At 59.7% G+C, this 18,245-nt stretch carries 12 protein-coding genes and 1 pseudogene; 3 read left to right on the forward strand and 10 right to left on the reverse strand.

Annotated features, from left to right (window positions below; all coding sequences use genetic code 11):
- Nucleotides 1-153: 153 nt before the first annotated feature.
- The 5 genes from D3P04_RS14245 to D3P04_RS14265 are packed head-to-tail and all read right to left on the reverse strand — an operon-like array spanning nt 154 to nt 6,317.
- Nucleotides 154-1,206, reverse strand: coding sequence for a siderophore-interacting protein (locus tag D3P04_RS14245; RefSeq protein ID WP_119750019.1), 1,053 nt, complete (start codon nt 1,204-1,206; stop codon nt 154-156).
- Nucleotides 1,203-1,997, reverse strand: a complete 795-nt coding sequence (locus tag D3P04_RS14250; protein ID WP_119750021.1) for an ABC transporter ATP-binding protein — start codon at nt 1,995-1,997, stop codon at nt 1,203-1,205. Before D3P04_RS14250 ends, D3P04_RS14245 begins: the two co-directional genes overlap by 4 nt.
- Nucleotides 1,994-3,028, reverse strand: a complete 1,035-nt coding sequence (locus D3P04_RS14255) for a FecCD family ABC transporter permease (protein WP_182912869.1) — start codon at nt 3,026-3,028, stop codon at nt 1,994-1,996. The genes D3P04_RS14250 and D3P04_RS14255 overlap by 4 nt, the downstream gene beginning before the upstream one ends.
- Nucleotides 3,025-4,131 carry an ABC transporter substrate-binding protein gene (locus D3P04_RS14260; RefSeq protein WP_182912870.1) on the reverse strand — a complete coding sequence of 369 codons (1,107 nt, stop codon included), beginning with the start codon at nt 4,129-4,131 and terminating at the stop codon, nt 3,025-3,027. The genes D3P04_RS14255 and D3P04_RS14260 overlap by 4 nt, the downstream gene beginning before the upstream one ends.
- 29 nt (nt 4,132-4,160) lie before the next feature.
- Nucleotides 4,161-6,317, reverse strand: coding sequence for a TonB-dependent siderophore receptor (locus D3P04_RS14265; RefSeq protein WP_182912871.1), 2,157 nt, complete (start codon nt 6,315-6,317; stop codon nt 4,161-4,163).
- Between the two features lie 240 nt (nt 6,318-6,557).
- Here D3P04_RS14265 and D3P04_RS14270 point away from each other — a divergent pair, with 240 nt between their 5' ends.
- Complete coding sequence (locus tag D3P04_RS14270) at nt 6,558-7,544, forward strand: helix-turn-helix transcriptional regulator (RefSeq protein WP_182912872.1); 987 nt, start codon at nt 6,558-6,560, stop codon at nt 7,542-7,544.
- A 183-nt stretch (nt 7,545-7,727) separates the two neighbouring features.
- Here D3P04_RS14270 and D3P04_RS14275 read toward each other — a convergent pair whose 3' ends face one another.
- Together D3P04_RS14275 and D3P04_RS14280 are read right to left on the reverse strand one after the other, a co-directional pair.
- Nucleotides 7,728-8,714, reverse strand: coding sequence for a serine hydrolase domain-containing protein (locus D3P04_RS14275; protein ID WP_119750031.1), 987 nt, complete (start codon nt 8,712-8,714; stop codon nt 7,728-7,730).
- 794 nt (nt 8,715-9,508) lie between these two features.
- The gene (locus tag D3P04_RS14280; protein ID WP_119750033.1) at nt 9,509-10,468 is read right to left on the reverse strand and encodes a glutaminase; all 960 of its coding nucleotides are present in this window, start codon (nt 10,466-10,468) and stop codon (nt 9,509-9,511) included.
- A 375-nt stretch (nt 10,469-10,843) separates the two neighbouring features.
- Here D3P04_RS14280 and D3P04_RS14285 point away from each other — a divergent pair, with 375 nt between their 5' ends.
- Nucleotides 10,844-11,677 carry a serine hydrolase gene (locus tag D3P04_RS14285; RefSeq protein ID WP_119750035.1) on the forward strand — a complete coding sequence of 278 codons (834 nt, stop codon included), beginning with the start codon at nt 10,844-10,846 and terminating at the stop codon, nt 11,675-11,677.
- 39 nt (nt 11,678-11,716) lie between these two features.
- Nucleotides 11,717-11,914 (forward strand): annotated as a pseudogene (locus tag D3P04_RS23960) (hypothetical protein); the annotation flags it as partial.
- 473 nt (nt 11,915-12,387) lie between these two features.
- On the opposite strand, the gene D3P04_RS14295 reads toward D3P04_RS23960, so the two are convergent.
- The 3 genes from D3P04_RS14295 to D3P04_RS14305 form a co-directional block, all read right to left on the reverse strand.
- Nucleotides 12,388-13,773, reverse strand: a complete 1,386-nt coding sequence (locus D3P04_RS14295) for an efflux transporter outer membrane subunit (RefSeq protein ID WP_119750168.1) — start codon at nt 13,771-13,773, stop codon at nt 12,388-12,390.
- 99 nt (nt 13,774-13,872) lie between these two features.
- The gene (locus D3P04_RS14300; RefSeq protein WP_119750037.1) at nt 13,873-16,989 is read right to left on the reverse strand and encodes an efflux RND transporter permease subunit; all 3,117 of its coding nucleotides are present in this window, start codon (nt 16,987-16,989) and stop codon (nt 13,873-13,875) included.
- A 6-nt stretch (nt 16,990-16,995) separates the two neighbouring features.
- The gene (locus tag D3P04_RS14305; protein WP_119750039.1) at nt 16,996-18,177 is read right to left on the reverse strand and encodes an efflux RND transporter periplasmic adaptor subunit; all 1,182 of its coding nucleotides are present in this window, start codon (nt 18,175-18,177) and stop codon (nt 16,996-16,998) included.
- Between the last annotated feature and the right edge of the window lie 68 nt (nt 18,178-18,245).

The following is an 18,245-nucleotide window of genomic DNA, read 5'->3' on the forward strand; positions in this document are numbered from 1 at the left end:
CAGCTCCGGAAGATAAGGATAGTGGCGCGGATGATGGCAGCGCGGATGATGCCGCCGCATCGCCTATTCCGCCTGACCACTCGGATAAGGCTGATCGTAATGATTCATCGCATATGTCCGCACTGATCAGCCTCCCGTGATGGTACCGTCAGGTTAATCCGCCGCATGGCCTTCACGCCAATAGGCGACGATACTGTGATAGCCCTTCTTCAGCGCCAGGTCATTTCGGACATATCTGCGCAATTCGCGGAAGGCGCTGTCTTCGCACCCGACCCAGATGAATGGGGATTGCGCGTCTTCAGGTGGAGCATGGCATTGCAACGCCGGTACAAAACCGTCGGTGCGCAGGATCCAGTCAACCTTCATGTTGCGGCGATGCGCCAGGGGCTGCCGCTCTGCCTCATTCGCGATCTCGATGATCACATGCCCTCGCGCCGCATCGGGCAACAGTTCCAGAAAGCGCGCGATGGCCGGCAAGGCCGTTTCGTCCCCTGCGAGCAGATACCAGTCGCGATCCAGCGGCAGGCTGCCGCCACCCGGCCCGATCATCCCGATACGATCGCCTGCGCGAGCGGTTTCCGCGAAGCGGCTGCCCGGTCCCGTAGCCTCGGCGTGAAGCACGAAATCGATATCCAGCACGCCGGCGGCCACGTCGATGTCGCGGATGGTATAGCGGCGGAACTCCGGCTTGTCGGGGCCGTCCGGCCAACTCTCCAAGCCGTCCGGGCTGATCCGAGGTTCGGCCAGCCCCTGTCCATCAGGAGCAAAGACAAGCCGGACATGGATATTGTCCAGCCCTGCGAAAAGCGAGAGATCATCGGACGCGAAGCAGATGCGGCGCATACGCGGAGTCAGATCCTGCGTTTCCACAACGCGGAGCATCCGGTAATTGGGAGGTCGTGTCATTCTGGCACCGTCACCTGTCCAATGAATGGTCAACGGCTGTGCCGCAAATTCCTGCATATGCCCCGCGATGATGCTGCGCAGATCAAACAATGCCGGAAAGGTTCCGCCCGCGACCTCGACCCGCACATGATTGGCATTTTCATGCAGGAGGGCCGTGCCGAAGGGAAAACGCAGGTCATGACGGGATTCCATGCGACTATAAATTGCCCCGTGCTCGGCGATATGTTCGCAGAGCCGTTTCAGCATAGCTGAGGGTTCATTGACTGTGATATCTGCCCGCGCGGTCAGCAAGTGGCTCATCTTCTGGCTTCCTGTTGGGTGAGTGTGGCGGCACCGTCGGTCATGATCTGCAAACGCCCGGCCGAGCAACGCTCGACCCGTGCCTCGATCCGATAGACCTGGCGCAGCATGTCTGGGGTCAATACTTCGTCCGGCGTCCCGAAGGCGAATAGCCGGCCCTCGTGGAGGACGGCGATCCGGTCGGCCCATTGTGCGGCATATGCCAGATCGTGCAGCACGACGATGGCGATGCGGCCGTCATGTGTCAGATCGCGGACATGCTGCATGATCATGTGGCGGCGGGCGAGATCCAGCGCGCTTGTCGGCTCGTCCAGCAACAGCAGCTTTGGATCACGCGCGATCGCGACGGCCAGCCCGACAGCCTGCCGTTGGCCTCCCGACAATTGACCGACCGCGCGATTAGCCAGATCGTCGGCACCAAGCCGCGCGAGGACGGCAAGCGCCGCCACATCAGCCTCCATGCCATCGGGCGAATGACGCGGCAGCGCAGTCATGACGCATTCCAAGACGCTGAGCCCGACCCGCCCGATCACGCTCTGAGGCATGAACCCGACCAGATCGGCACGGCGTGGCGCGGGCAGATGCACCAGCTCCTGCCCGTCCAACGTCACCGATCCGGTAACAGGCAGCAATCCGGCAAGCCCCCGCAGCAGCGTTGATTTACCCGCCCCGTTCGGGCCGATCAACGCCACGATGGCCCCCGGCTCCAACAATGGCAGCGTGATATCTCGGATCACCGCCCGGTTGCGGTAGCCGCAGCTTATCCCGTTGATCTGCAAATCCGCTGTCATATACGCCCCCGGCGCAGGATGACTGCAAAGAAAACCGGCAGCCCGACCAGTGCCGTCACGATTCCGACCGGGATGATCACTCCCGGCACGATCACAGTGCTGGCGATACCTGCAAGCGACAGGATAAGCGCGCCTGTCAGACAGCTTGCGGGCAAGAGCAGGCGATGGTTCTCACCCACGCAAAGCCGCGCGATATGGGGCGCGATCAGACCGATGAATCCGATAATGCCAACAAAGGCCACCGCTGTTCCTGCCAGCAGACTGATGCGGATCAACGAGAAAAGCCGCAGGCGATCGACCGCGATACCCATGGCGTGGGCGCGATCCTCACCCAATCGCAGGGCCATCAGATCCCTCGCCGACATCAGCGACCAGGGAATGACAACCAGTTGAACCGCAGCCAGAACGGCCAGCGACGGCAGATCCGCCCGAGTCAGACTGCCCATCATCCAGAACACCAGCGATTGCAGCGTATCTGCGCTGGCGACATATTGGATCAGCGACAACAGGGCCGAGGCCGTCAGTCCGACCCCCACCCCGAACAGGACCAGCATATCGGTGCCCGCGCCACGCAGCCGGATCAGCAATTGCACGAGGGAAAGCGCTCCGAAGGCAAAAAGAAATGCGTTCAACGGCACGCCCCACAGCCCGAAACCGGGAACCGAGATACCCAGCACAATGGCAAGCGCCGCGCCCAATGCGGCTGACGACGACACGCCCAGCGTGTAGGGTTCGGCCAATGGGTTATCCAGAACGGTCTGCATCTCGGCTCCGGCCAGGCCCAGTCCTGCCCCGGCCAACAGGGCCAGCAGGGCCATCGGCAGCCGAAGTTGCCACAGGATCACGCCGGTAGTCCGATCACCCTGACCGAACATTGCGGCGATAATCTGTCCCGGCGATACTCCCGATGGTCCTATGATGAGAGAGGCAAGCAAAGACAGCAGGCAGCCCGCTGCCAATAATGCGACGAACAACCTGCGCCGTCTCTGACTGCTTCTGTAAACGGCGATCTGTTCGGCAACGGATGTCACGGCGCCGCCTGCTGATCGATCCAGAATGTGCCTTCCAGCGGCACCGGCAGGAAGCGCCGGTTCATCTCTGCCAATGTTTCGGCGGGATCGATATCGCCTGCCGCTTCGGGATGAATCCAGCGGGCAAAGGCCTCGACGGCCAGAACCTCGAAGGGAGAGATCGTCAGAAGGTGCAGGATGCCATGCGCACGACCCTCTCGCACGGCTGATAATTCCGGGCGAATACCGGTCGCCAGCACCGAATCGAGCGAGGCTTGCGCCGAAGCGTCATCGCGCCCCACGCCCAGCACCAGCCCATGCGATGCCGCAAGATGCGGACCACCAGTCGCGATCAGAACCTGCGGATCGGCGGCAAGAATATGTTCGGCCGCGATCTTGCCAGCATAATCCGAAACCAGTTCCGAACCGACGATCTGCCCGCCTGCGAAATCCACGAGATCGCCCAGCCGATTTCCCGCACCCGGCACCCAGCAGCAATCCGGTGTCGCATGACCGTCGACCAGCACCGGCGGGCGGGCCGGGGCATCGGCGACAAGCCGGGCGACCCGCGCATAGCGCGGCGCGATGAATTCCTCATATTCCTGCGCGCGCTGCCCTTGACCGATGGCGTCGCCCAGAAGCTTCAGCGAAAAGGTTACGCGATCCTCGGGCGCCGTCACCGGCAGATCCGGGCTGTCCAGATAGATCACCGGAATTCCCGCGGCCTCCAGACGCTTGCGAACAGGTTCCCACATGGGATCGAAAATGCGGATGACATAGAGATCCGGGGCCTGCGCGACGACACCTTCGACCGAGAAGTCCGACGGCGTGGCCGACCCTGCCTCGGGGATCCGGTCGATCTGCGGAAATTTCGCCTGCAAGGCCGCCTTGATACCGGGATCCAGCCGCTGCGCGCTGCCCCATACGGCAATCGGCGCGACGGGATCGTCGCTCAGCAGCATCAGCGACAGGATCAGATCGGCCTCATTGATACCGATCTGACGGGCGGGCTGATCCAGCACCACCTCGCGCCCCGTGGCATCGGTCAGCGTGATTTCGGCACGCGCTATTGTCCCGCATGACAGCATGAACGCGAATGCCATGATGAAGGTGATGCCGCGCACGCGCCCTGCGCCTTTCTTTTGGGTGCGTATTACCATTTGTAACCGATTTTTGCCTCGATCGTGCGGCCTTCGCCATAATTGCAGCTTCCGCCTGTCAGGTTAAGGCACTGCGCGACGAAGCGTCTGTCAAAGATGTTGCTGGCATGCAGCTGTACCGTCGCCCCTTCCACCTTCCACGGAGATTCGGCCAGATCATAGGTGACACCCAGATCAACCAGCCCATAGCCGGGGATGCGCAATTCCTCGATATGCTGCGGGCTGGACTGATAATCCGAGACGCCACGGATTCCCGCACTGATATCCAGACCGGGCAGGCCCGCATCCTTGTATTGCATCCACAGCGATGCCTGATGACGCGGCAGGCGCAGAACCTCGTTGCCAACAGCGCTTTCGTAAACCGAACTGAGCACTTCCGAGTCGGAATAGGCATAGCCCGCGATCACGTCCAGACGGGGCGTCATGGCGAATTTCGCCTCGAGCTCAAGCCCGCGCACGCGCTGTTCTCCGCCCTGTATCGTCGCCCAGCCATCCAGCGGGTTGGGGATCAGGGTGTTGTCCTCGGTCAGTTGGAATAGTGACGCGGTGAACATGTTGCTGGTGCCCGGCGGCGTATATTTCAAACCGATCTCGTACATTTCGGTTTTGCTTGCCTCGAAGGGCTTGCCGTCGTCTCCGACGCCCAATTGCGGAACGAACGAGCTGGAATAGGCGGCATAGGGTGATATTCCATTCGCAAACTGGTAACTAATCCCAAGACGCCCCGTAACGGCGTCGTCATTATTGTCGGGCTGGCGCGCGCCCGCGATACGATCGAATGTATCGATTTCAGATCTGTCATAGCGCAGCGCAGCGGTCGCAATCCACGAACCCCAGCTTAACTGATCCTGAACATAGATCCCAAGCTGACGCCGGTTCTGCACGGCCGAGCGGGTAAAGGGCGGACGATCCACCGAAAAACCGCCATATTCCGGATCGGTGAAGTCCAGTCCCGGAACAGGGACATCCATGGCCGAGTTGCCGAAATTGGTCGATGACCGGACCCAACTGTAATCCACACCGATCAGTGCCGTATGATCGACAGAACCGGTTGCGAACCTGCCCTCGACGCTGAGATCCATTGCCAGGCTGCGCAATTCGTCGTCTGAGGCCGCGGTGACGCGGTTCATCACCGGTCCCGGGGTTCCCGGCCAGCCGGGCCATGAAAAGGCGGGGTTGACCAGCACAAGGAACATGTCCTGTCTGGAACGCGCATAACGCAGGTTCTGACGCAGCGTCCAGTTGGCAGTCAGGTCATGTTCCAGCTCATACCCGATCGCAGCATATTCGCGGTTGAATTCATCCGCCGCCGGATCGCCCAGATACAGGTCACGGGGGATTTCTCCGGCGGGGTTCGGCAGCAATGTCCCATGTGCCGGATAGAAGCGCGGGCTGAATGTATCCTCATCCTTCTGATAATAGGCGAATGCGGTCAGGCGGGTGCTGTCATCCGGCTCCCATGTCAGGCTGGGCGCGAAGGTCAGCTTGCGATTACGTTCCCGGTCAATCTGGCTGCCCATATTCTTGGCAGTGCCGATCAGGCGATAGCTTAGCGAACCGTCACGGTTGAGCGGCCCGGTAAAATCCCCGCCGATCTGATAGCCGCCCAGACTGCTGGTCTTGGCAAATACCTCGCGGCTGGCCTCGGACCGAGGGCGCTTGCTGACCAGATTGATCATGCCGCCCGGCATATTCTGCCCGTAAAGCGCCGAAGCCGGCCCCTTGATCACCTCTACACGCTCCAGCGTGAATGGATCAATCGCCGGAGTGGCATAATTCGCCGGTTCGCCGGGAAGGAGAAGACCATCCTGCCATGTATAGCCATAAGCGTCGAAGCCGCGGATCCACAGCCAGTCATAGCGGATGTCGTAGCCATTGGATTCGGCCATAACGCCGGGCGTATAGCGCAGCGCTTCCGTGATCAGATCGGCGGACTGGGCTTCGAACTGTGCGCGTGGCACCACGTTCACGGTCTGAGGGGTCCGTGTCAGCGGGATATCCGACTTGGTTGCTGAACGGCTGTCTTGCGGTATCAGCATGTCGCCACCGGTCGCGTCATTTTGCGCGTTCAGCGTTATTTCGTCCAGAATTGTGGGCTGCCCGTCGGCATCGGCATCGCGCACCTCCTGCGCGGCGGCAAAACTTGCCATCGATACTGTGGTTGACAGGATGGCCACGCCATTTTGCAAGACGCGTCTGCAAACTGACCTGCAATTTCCGTTACGCATCGCTGGCTCCGTGATTAATCTGATAGGAACAGTCAAGATTGCCTAGTCTGTAGCCGCCTGTTAATCTTCCGCCAAGCCAAAGGGTTTTGCGCATATGCAAAAGAGTTATGCGGAACAACAAATACTGAAGATTAGGCAGGGCGAATGTACGAGCACGGATCAGTGAACAGCCTATCGGCTCCTGCCGAGCAGGTAACCGTTTCGGATCTTTGCGCCAGCCGTGAGATCCGTCTGGATATCCCATCGGATGTCGACGACGACACGGCACTGATGTCGGGCCGGTTCCTGAAAAGAAAACTGGGAAACGGACTGACCCTGCATGGCGGCGATTTCATCGAAGAACGGGCGTTCGACGTTCACTCGTCGATCGAAGAAGGGTTGTCCTGCATCTTCTTTCTGAATGGTACGGTGGACACCTGCATTGGCGACCGCCGATTTGGGTTTCAGGCTTTGGACAGTCAACCTATCCACGCGGTGACGATGATGAATGCGCGCGCCGAGACATTCTCACGCCGCACCCTTTCCCGGCAGAAAGTCACTCACCTGGTCATTGACGCGTCGCGGGAATGGCTGGAAATCCACGGTCATGATACCGCTCGGGACAAAGGCGCGACACAGACCCTGTTCGCCGAGAACCTGATCGATCACCGCTGGCTTGTGCCGCAGCAATTGCTGGAACTTGTTCGTGCCGTGATGGCTGCATCCATCGACAAGACACCGCTTCAAAGATTATATACCGAGGCCCTGACAATTCAGATCGTAGCGGAGTCCATATGCTGTGCGACAAAGCGCGAGGCATCGATCACCGAAGGACTGAACGGATCATCTAAAAGAAGGGCTGCGGCACTGCGGCGGGCCAAAGAGTTCATTGCGGTGGAAGCCTGCAATGACATCTCCGTCGCCCGTATCGCGAAAGAGGCCGCCATCAGTGTCAGCGGCCTCCAATCGCTGTTCCGTCAGGATGAAGGTTGCGGCGTTTTCGAATATGTCCGCCGCATTCGGCTTGAGCGCGCCAGAGATGGGCTGATGCGTGGCGAGTTCGGTATCAGTGAGGCGGCAATGATCGCCGGTTACTCTCATCCGGCGAATTTCACCACGGCGTTCCGCAAGCATTTCGCGGTCACCCCGAGTCTGCTGGTCGGCAAGTAAGGGGTATGGGCTCTCCTGAACATTGACCGGTGACCAATTGATCCTCCCCCACCGGGTCGGCCTGCGATCAGGCATGCAACGGGTTGCAGGTCCATTCGCGAACGCGACCCCCGCCGGAATGTCATGCCGCCGTCCTGCATGCGGCGCAGGATCACGACGAACCAACCCGACATGCGCGTCACTTCAGGTCAAAGCAAGCGCAGCACCCTCAAGCAAATCCATCAATTGTCCGAAATGTCCATCCGATCTCGCCGGGACATTTGGGTCCGACGTGATGGCGACCGCCAGCGCATGTTCAGGATGGGCAGCGATTATCTGTCCGCCATAACCACGGGCGATCACGAAACCACTGTCACTGAGGAACCATCCATAGCCATAGCTGAGGCCCGAATAGGGTGAGCGCGTACGGGGCTGGACCGAGGCCCGCATCCAATCGGACGGAATGACCTGCCGACCCTCGAACCGTCCGCTGTCGCGCATGAGAACGGCAATCCGCAACATGGCGCGCGGTGTCAGTGCCATTTCGTTACCGCCCATGTAGAAGCCTTGCGGATCGCGCGTCCAGGCCGGGATCTCAATCCCAAGCGGCCCGCCAAGAACGGTCCGCGCCTGTTCAAGCAGACTTTCACCGGTCGCCGTCGCGAGCGCGGCACCAAGAACATGCGTGCTGCCGGTCGAATAGATCATGCGCTGGCCGGGCCGGGCGATCATCGGCCTGCGCAGAGCGAACGCGACCCAATCGCCCGAATTTACCCAGCTTCCATAATTGCCGCCCGAAGTACCTTCAAGGCCGGCGCGCAGCGTAACCAGATCCTCGATCGTCAGATCCGCGACGCCGGCCGTTGCGTCCTGCGGGATGATGCCGGGCGCGACTGATCCCAACGTCGCGTTGACCCCGGCAATGGCCCCTTGTGAAATTGCAGCACCGGTCAGCAACGCCACAATGCTTTTCGAACAGGATTTGATATTCGCGGCACGGTCGAGACCGGGGCCACGCGGAGCTTCGGCAACGAGGATATCGTTACCGCGCTGCACCATGATCGCGTGAAGCTGGGACAGTCCCATGGCCTGTGAACGGAAGTCACTTATGGTCTGGGCCTGCGCCCGGATCGCGGCGGGGGCGGCAACCGTGGATAAAAGGGCAGCCGAGAAGGCGCGACGGTTCAACATGAAATACCTCTCTCGCAGATATGCGCGATTGTCTTACAGGCATGGCGCGAATTTAACAGGCCAGAAACCGGCGCGGGCAGGTGATTGTGGAACGTTTTTCCGGAACATGCATCCATCTGAAATAGATTGTTATGTTTTCGGGACCGCAATATGCGGAGCACCCTATGGGATATGAATTCATAACCTATCATGATCGTCGCGCTCAGTCCTCAGCATGCATGCCGATTCGTCCGGAGGCGTGGTCATTATTTTTTTTCAACTCGGATATCACGTTCGCGCGCCAGATAGGGGACGGTTTTGGCAGTCTTCACGGCCGAAGGACCCGGACTCATATATCTCCGGTTTCGCAGAGCAGCCAGAAAAGCACCTTCATGATCGGCGTTCCGAAATCTCTTCCGGGAAAACCCGGTTCCCTGATGCGGGCTTCTTCATGCCCGGTGTTTCTGCATCGCAGCATGAGACCTGCTGGAATAAGCAGCATCCGATGCTTTTGCCACAGATTTTCCACGCCAAAGATTGGTGCCGCGAAGAAAAGAGGTAACTATCAACACAGGCCGAAGTTCAACAGGAAGCCTATGCCCGCCCTCCTCCTCCCTGCGGGCGCAATAAGAAGCCCCGCGCTCCCTCCTCCCTGCGCGGGGCTTTTTATGATGTAAATACATGTTCACTATTGCCACGCCCTGCTCAAATCCTGCCAAAGCCGGGTGGATCGCCCCGTCTGACAGATAGGGTTGCCAGATGTGAGTGTTTGATCCTGGCGAATATCGGAACTCTATTCAGATGTCAGTATAAGCTTAGAAAACGGACCAGTTCATCTGCTGGCACAGCATCTCCAATGCTTGCGTACCAAGAAGAGAATTACCATGTCGATTCAGCCCTGGAGACCAGACGGCGATTGATGCAATGCCGGGTACAATCGCCAGAATACCGCCGCCAACGCCGCTTTTTGCTGGTATGCCGACCCGAAACGCAAAATCGCCCGAACCATCATAATGACCACAAGTCATCATCAACGCATTTATTCGGCGCACGCGCTGGGCGGCCACGATGCGCGTATCGGTAATCGGGTTGCGTCCGGATGAGGTGAGAAACAGCCCGGAGCGCGCAAGCTGCCGGCAAGACATGGCAAGTGCGCAGTAGTGGTGATAGACGCCAAGGACATGCGCGGGCGCACCGTCAAGATTACCATTGGCTTTCAGCAGATTGGCTAAAGCTGCGTTGTTGAAGCCGGAATCATTTTCAGCCTGAGCAACGTGATGATCAATATAGATATCATCATCGGCGGTGACAAACCGCATGAACCGCAAAAACTCACCGATTGTCTCCCGGGGCTGATAAGCACCAAGCAGAATATCCGCGACGACGATCGCCCCGGCATTGATAAATGGATTACGCGGGATACCCTTTTCCAGTTCAAGCAGGACGCTGGAGTTGAAAGGATCGCCCGAAGGTTCGCGACCAACACGCTGCCAGATGCTGTCACCCCTGTTGCCAAGAACCAGAGTTAAGGCAAAAACCTTGGAAATACTTTGAACCGAGAATTTTTCATCGGCATCTCCCGCCAGCAACGTCGTATCGTCAGGCAGGACAACCGCGATACCGAATTTAGCGGGATCGATACTCGCCAGCGGCGGAATGTAGTTCGCAACCTCGCCACGCTCAGTGCTTTCCCTTAATTCCGCTTCAATGTCCCTGAGCACGGTGTCCAAGCGGCGCTTCAAATCCTTTGAAAGGGGCGATCTCTGAAGGGACATTATTTTAATCCTGAACCGAATTGCAGACGTAACGGAAGATCATATCAGGACAAGCAGCAACTGAACATCACGGGCGATCATTTCATCCTTTGTGCCAGGGTAAATCCGTCATGGGCGGCCGGGTGATTTCGGAACAAGCGGGAATCTTACACTTTCCAGCCCGGCGACAGGACCCGACAGGATTTGTGCCGCATCCTGTCCGAAACAGCACATAAAACCGGCTTACCGGTCACGCTCGAAAAGCGCCACAGAAAGGCGACGGTCAATGCGAAAGCATTCCTCTCTGACGGAATGCCATCAACCGGACAATGGTGATAAATACGTTTACGCCCTCCACGAGACCCGCCATAATCATGACAAACAAATGGATGAAAATTGAATAAAAGCTCTTGCCTGGAAAGTCTGATCGCACGCACTCCGGATATCCGTTGGAGTATCGAGCTTCGCGACATTCCAACCAACACAACCGCCTTTTCACTGGGTGCGACGCGGGTATTGAAAACAGCGAGCCTGGCAAAAGTATTCCTGCTTATTGAAGTGGCGGCGCGGCTGAGTGAGGGGACGCTTACAGCTGATGAGCCCATAGACCGCCGCGACGTTCCAAAAGTGCAGGATTCGGGCCTTTGGCGGTATCTGAAAACCGATATCCTTCCTCTTGCCGATGCTGCCACCCTCGTGGCGGCTGTCAGTGACAACTGGGCGACCAATGCACTGTTGCATCGCGTCGGCCTCGACGCTGTGCGGGCCCGGAGCAATGTGCTGGGATATTCCGAAAGTCTGCTGGCAGACTATATCAGGGACGATCGGGGGCCTGCGCACCCGCCGACCGTCAGCGAGGGACGAGCATCGGACTGGACCGATCTGTTCGCACGCATGCACCGCCGGAATCTGGTTTCCAGGGATGTGGATGCACAGGTGGAGTACTGGCTTGGAACGGGCACCGACCATTCCATGATTGCCTCCGCGCTGAACCTCGATCCCCTGATACATGGCTCCGCTTATGGGGCTGAAAGCTTTTATAACAAGACGGGTTCAGATAGCGGCGTGCGCGCGGATGCGGGCCTCTTCGTGGGCGAGAATGCCTGTAGCTACTGCCTTATCGCCAACTGGAACCCCGAGGCCGACCGCGCAGATGCTGTCACCGAAATCATGCGTGCTGCCGGCAGTTTGCTCCGAACGCTGGTGACAGGAAGAAATGCCGGCCTGTAACGGCCGTTCAAACACCCTTCAGGCGGTGATGACAATGAAGGCATTCATCCGCAAACGCCAGAGATACGAGCCATCGAAGATGAGCAGGCGAACGCCACTGATTCGCGAGAGCCTGCAAACGGAAGTCATATCGGCGATGCGCCGATGTTACCGGAATTGCTCGACCAGTTCCCATCCGATCAGGAGATAGGCTCCGTGACCGGTGACGGGGCTTTTGATACACTGTCGGATAACGACACCAGCGTGAGTCTTGCGGCGATGGGATAATTGTAAGGGGGCACTCTGCTGCAAGCGTTACTGTCACGTTGCAATCTCTGCTTACCCGACGCCTACCCGCAACATTCGGGTCGCGGCACAAACAGGACGGACTTTCCAATTAAGTATATATTTTATTTATAAATTTCCACCTCGAGGGTGGAATTTGAGCACTGCTTCGCAATATCGCGGGCATTTAACATCTTCCACAATGCTGCAACCAGCTGATCCGTATAGCACCGGGCACCTGCCTCATCATCTGGCGCTGACTGCCGTCGGTTCATGATGCCGGACATCAAAGTTGGCAGCCACCAGGCAATTGATCCGTCATGCTTACTGGTTCATCCCGTTTCTGCATTGAATGAGCCCGAAGAATTCCTGCCTCAGATCCCACCGCATATATTTCAGCCTCCAGAAACTGAACAACGAGCTGTACAATCACGGCACCCTTTCAATTACTTGCCCGCCGGAAGCCCCACCCCACCCGAGGATGCCGCGCTGAGCGCCACAAAATTCAACGCCTGTTCGCGAACGGCATTGGCAAGGCTTTGACGCGCCTCGAGGAGCGTGCGTTCGGCATCGAGAACCGGGAAGAAATCCGCATCGCCCAGTTCATAGGAGGTCCGGGCCAGATCGACCGCTTCGCGCGCATTCTCGACTAGGCGCGACTGTGCATCGACTGCGCGGGCATCGCGATTATAACCGGCAAGGGCGTTCTCGACCTCTTCCACGGCGTTCAGAACCGCCGATTGCCAAGCCAGCCGCGCCTGCTCGGCCCGGGCCTGTGCCACCGAAAGCTGAGCCTGATTGGCGGCATTGAACAGCGGCACCGAGATTTGCGGGCCGAAACCCCAGGTCTTCATACTGCCCGCGCGGCCCAGATCGATCGGGGTCACATTGCCCGTCAGCGTAAGTCTGGGATAAAAGGCCGCCCGCGCCTCGCCCACTGCCGCGACGGCGGCTGCCAGATTCCGCTCGGCCACGCGGACATCGGGGCGCGCCCGGACCACATCGGCAGGAACACCGACGCTGGCGCGATAACGGGCGCGCGGCTGGCCTCCGCCCTTCTGCAGACGCGCCGCCACATCGGCGCTGCGGCTTGCGATCAGCGTCGCCAACCTGTTGATCGACTGATCATAGCCCGCTTCCAGCGCGGGAAGCGCGGCCTCGGCCTGCGTCACGAGTTGTTCGGCCTGCAAGACCTCGATGCGTGAAACGCTGCCAAGCAGATCCTGCTCGCGGGTCAGGGTCAGCGTCCGCTTGCGGCTTTCAAGACTTTGCCGGGTCAAGGCCGCGGCTTCCTGGTAATAGCGCGCATCCACATAGGCCTGCGCGACTGCACTTGCCACGGTCAGCCGTGCGACCTCGGCCGAAAGATAGGCTGCGTCAAGCTGGGCAGAGGCCCCCTGTCGCGCCGCCCGGTTCGCCCCGAAAATATCGATGAGCCAGGAAACCCCCAGTGTCGCCGAGCTTTGCTCGATCACGGCCCCCGAGCCTTCGCTGTCGCCGCGCGAGGCTGCACCCGTAACATCGGCGCTTGGCAGATCGTTTGAGCCGACCAGCCGCGCATTCGCCTGCGCTTCGCGGATGACCGAAACGGCGGTCCGCACATCAAGGTTGCGCGCCAGCCCGGCGGCGACCAGTCCGTCAAGCCGGCTGTCACGAAATGCCGACCACCACGCGTTGGTTCCCGCGCGGCGGGCGGGGCTGTCGGCAGCGAACCGCTCGGGCAGGTCAGCTTCGGGGGCGCGATAGGCGGCGGGGCTGCATGCGGCCAGCGCAAATGACGAGGCAAGGCCGCTCAGAACGATACGGCGGGACAGGATTGAGGATTGGGACATCTGGATCAACTGAACTTTCTTAGCCCCGATAATCAGGGCGTGAATGGATAAGGCGCGGGCAAGGGTCGGAGCATCCCCGCCCGCGCGCGGCAGACCTTGTCAGGCCGCCGTCGTTTCGGAATTCGCGGCACGTCTTCTGGTCCGGCTGAACAATCCAAGGACGAACACGAAGAAAACGGGCACGAAGAACACCCCAAGAATGGTCGCCGCGACCATGCCGCCAATGACACCCGTGCCGATCGCGTTCTGGCTGGCCGCCGAAGCGCCTGTGGCGATGGCCAGAGGAACCACGCCAAGCGTGAAGGCCATCGACGTCATCAGGATCGGACGGAAACGCAGCTTCGCGGCCTCGACCGCCGCCTCGATCAGGGTCATGCCCTGCTCGCGCAGATCCTTGGCGAATTCCACGATCAGGATGGCGTTTTTGGCCGAAAGCCCGATGATCGCGATAAGGCCGACCTTGAAATAGACATCGTTCGGCATGTCACGCAGCATCACCGCCGCGATGCAGCCGATCACCCCAAGCGGCACCACCAGCATCACGGACAACGGAATCGCCCAGCTTTCATAAAGGCCCGACAGCAGCAGGAAAACGAACAGGATCGACATCGCGAAAAGAATGGTCGAGGTATTGCCCGAACTGATCTCTTCCAGCGTCTGGCCCGTCCATTCATAGGCGAAGCCCTGCGGCAACTGGGCGGCCAACCGCTCCATCTCGGCGACGGCGGCACCCGAGGAATAGCCCTCTGCCGCATTACCGGCGATGCGAACGGCCGGATATCCGTTATAGCCGACCACCTGGCTTGGCCCCTGATCCCAGTCCAGCGTCGCAAAGGAGGAAAATGGCACCATACCGCCATTCGAATTCCGCACCGTCAGGTCAAGAATGCTTTCAGCCTGCATCCGGCTTTCTTCCTGTGCCTGCACGATCACACGCTGCATCTTTCCCTGATTCGGGAAATCATTCACATAGCTGGAGCCGAGATTGGCCGAAATCGTCTGGTTGATATCGCCAAAGGCCACGCCGAAAGTCTGGGCCTTGTCGCGGTCGATATTGATCGCGACCTGCGCCGCGGCAGGCATCCCCTCGACCCGCAGACCGGTGACGATACCACCCGCCTGCGCTTCGTCCATAAGCTGCTGGGCGGCGGCGTTAAGTGCCTCCTGCCCGGCCCCGCCCCGGTCCTGAAGACGGAAGGTAAAGCCGCCCGAGGTGCCGAAACCCGGAATCGCCGGTGGCGAAAGCGAATAGATCTGCGCGTCCTTGGTCTGGAACAGCGCCATATTGGCAGCATCCGCGATCTCGCTGGCGGATTGGTTACGCTCGGCCCAATCGGTAAAGGTGATGAAGGCCAGACCGGCATTCGGTCCCTGCCCCGAGAACGAGAAACCGCGAATCCCCACGACATTCTCAACCGCCGGGTTCTCACCGTAATATTCCTCGATCGTGCGGATCGCAGCATCGGTTCGCTGCGAACTGGCGGTTGGCGGTGTCTGGATATCCGCGATGACGAAGCCCTGATCTTCATTCGGCAGGAATGCCGTGGGCAGCGAGGTGAAGCCCAGACCGGTCAACGCCACGACGCCCAGATAGATCAGCATCACCAGCCCGGTGCGCCGCGTCAGGACCGATACGCCACGCCCGTAACGCTGGGTCGCGGCATCGAATTTGCGATTGAACCAGCCGAAGAAACCCTTTTTCTCGTGATGCCCTTTGATCGGCTTGAGAAATGTCGCGCATAAGGCGGGTGTCAGCGTCAATGCGAGGAAGGCCGAGAACAGAATCGAGACCACCATCGTCAGGGCAAACTGGCGATAGATGATCCCGGTGGAACCCGGGAAGAATGCCATCGGGATGAAGACCGCCGCCAGAACTAGCGTAATGCCGATGATTGCGCCCGAAATCTCGCCCATCGCCTTTTGCGTGGCCTCTTTGGGCGGAAGACCTTCGCGCGCCATGATACGTTCGACATTTTCGATCACGACAATGGCGTCATCCACAAGGATACCGATCGCCAGAACCATGGCGAACATGGTCAGCACATTGATCGAAAAACCGGCAACCAGCATCACCCCGAGCGTACCCGCCAGTGCGATCGGCACCACGATGGTCGGGATCACCGTGTAACGGAAGTTTTGCAGGAACAGGAACATCACGACGAAAACGAGAGCCACGGCCTCGACCAGCGTATGGATGACTTTCTCGATGGATTTCTCGACAAAGGGCGCCGTATCGTAAGGGACCGCATATTCGATCCCCTCGGGGAAGAACTGCGACAGCTCTTCCATCGCGGTTTGCACAGAATGCGAGGTGGCCAATGCGTTACCTGTGCTGGAAAGCTGAATGCCGATCGCCGCCGTGGGCTGACCGTTCAGTCGTGACGCGAAATTATAGGTATCCGCGCCGATCTCGATCCGCGCGACATCGCGCAGCCGTACCGTCGAGCCGTCGGTATTGGCGCGCAGCACGATATTTCCGAATTCCTCGGCCTCGGTCAGCTGTCCCTTGACCAGAACAGTCGCGGTCAGTTCCTGATTGACGGGGTTTGGATCAGCGCCGATCTGCCCAGCGGCGACCTGGGCGTTTTGCGCCCGGATCGCTGCCTGCACATCGGCAGGCGACATGTTCAGACCGGTCAGCTTGTCGGGATCAAGCCAGATCCGCATCGCCTCTTGCGACGCAAAGACCTGCGCACGGCCCACACCGTCGATCCGGCGAATCTCGCCCACGACATTGCGGTTGATATAATCGCCAAGCGCGACCGCATCCATCGTTCCATCGATCGAGGTCAGCGACACCATCATCAGAAACCCGGCCCCGGCCTCTTCAACGGTAACACCCTGATCCACGACCGTTTGCGGCAGGACAGGCTCCACCCTGCTTACCGCATTCTGGATATCGACCTGCGCGGTCCCGACATCGGTTCCCGGCGCAAAAGTCGCAGTGATCGAAATCGCGCCGGAGACATCCGATGTCGATTCGAAATACTGGATGCCCTGAATGCCGTTAAGTTCCTCTTCGATGGGCTGGGCAACGGATTGATACATCTCGGTCGGTGTCGCGCCAGTATAGACCGTGGATATCTGGATCTGCGGCGGCGCCACTTGCGGATATTGCGCGATCGGCATCTGCGGAAGCGCGATCAACCCGGCGATAACGATGAAGATTGCGATCACCCAGGCGAGAACCGGGCGAAGGATAAAGAACTGTGCCATCCGGTATTATTCCCTGGTCGGAGCCGAAGAGGCGGTGGCACGATCCGCGACCTCGATCGCAGGTTGTGCGCCCGGGGCGGCATCATCCGCCTTGGCGGATTGGGCAAGTTCCACCGGCTCGGGAACGACCTTGGCGTCGGGGTAAAGCTTCTGCGCGCCTTCCACCACGACCTTGTCACCCGCAGCCAATCCGTTCTCGACCAGCCAGCGATTGTCGAGGGTCTGGCCAAGCCGGACATCACGGCGTTCGACGGTATCGGCATCCTTCAGCACATAGACATAGGATTGCCCCGACTGGTCACGCTGCACGGCCATCTGCGGCACGGCCAAAGCGTTTTCGCGCACGGCCTGTTCGATCCGGGCACGGACATAAAGCCCCGGCAACAGATCCCCGTCCGGGTTGGGAAATTCCGCCCGCAATGTGATCTGCCCTGTTGTGCTGTCAACATTCGCCTCGGAAAACAGCAACTTGCCCGGATGAGCGTATTCCGTGCCATCATCGAAGATCAACTGAACCTGCGCCTCTTCCGATGTCTCCATCATCAGGGTCCCCGCATCGCGCGCGCGGCGCAGCGCGAACAGATCCGCGGATGATTGCGTCACATCCACATAAACGGGATCAAGCTGTTGAATCGTCGCCATGACGTCGGTTTCCGCATTCACCAGCGCGCCTTCTGTCACAAGGGCGCGGCCGACCACGCCATCGATCGGCGCAGTGACATCGGTATAGCCGAAATTCAGCTCCGCCTCCTGCAGCGAGGCCCGGGCGATTGCCACATCCGCCTCGGCCTGCGCCAGAACCGTCGTGGCATTGTCCAGTTCGACCCCGGCAGTCACACGGCGTTCGCGCAATTGCTCGGTACGGCGAAGCTGATCCTCGGCGTTCTTGCGGCTGGCTTCCGCGCGGGCCAATGTCGCCTCGGCGCTGGCAACGCGAACGGCGTAGGGCGCCGGGTCGATCTTATAGAGGACGTCACCCGCCTTCACGGTGCTGCCCTGTTCGAAAACCCGGCTGACGACGATGCCGCCGATACGCGGGCGCACCTCGGCCGTGCGCGTCGCGGCGACCCTGCCGGGCAATTCATTGATGACGGGCAACGGCTCGGGCTGAAGCGTCAGGACGCTGACCTCGGGCGGAGGCAGTTGCTGTGAGAGGACGGGGCCGGCAAGCAATACGAAGCCGGCCATCAGGCAGGCAAGCCTGCCAGGCGTTCGGGAATAATGCAATGGTCTTACTTTCAGATCGGTCTTCGGGG

Origin of the sequence: Paracoccus onubensis (genome assembly GCF_003591515.1) — a bacterium.
In the GTDB taxonomy this organism is placed as follows: domain Bacteria; phylum Pseudomonadota; class Alphaproteobacteria; order Rhodobacterales; family Rhodobacteraceae; genus Paracoccus; species Paracoccus onubensis.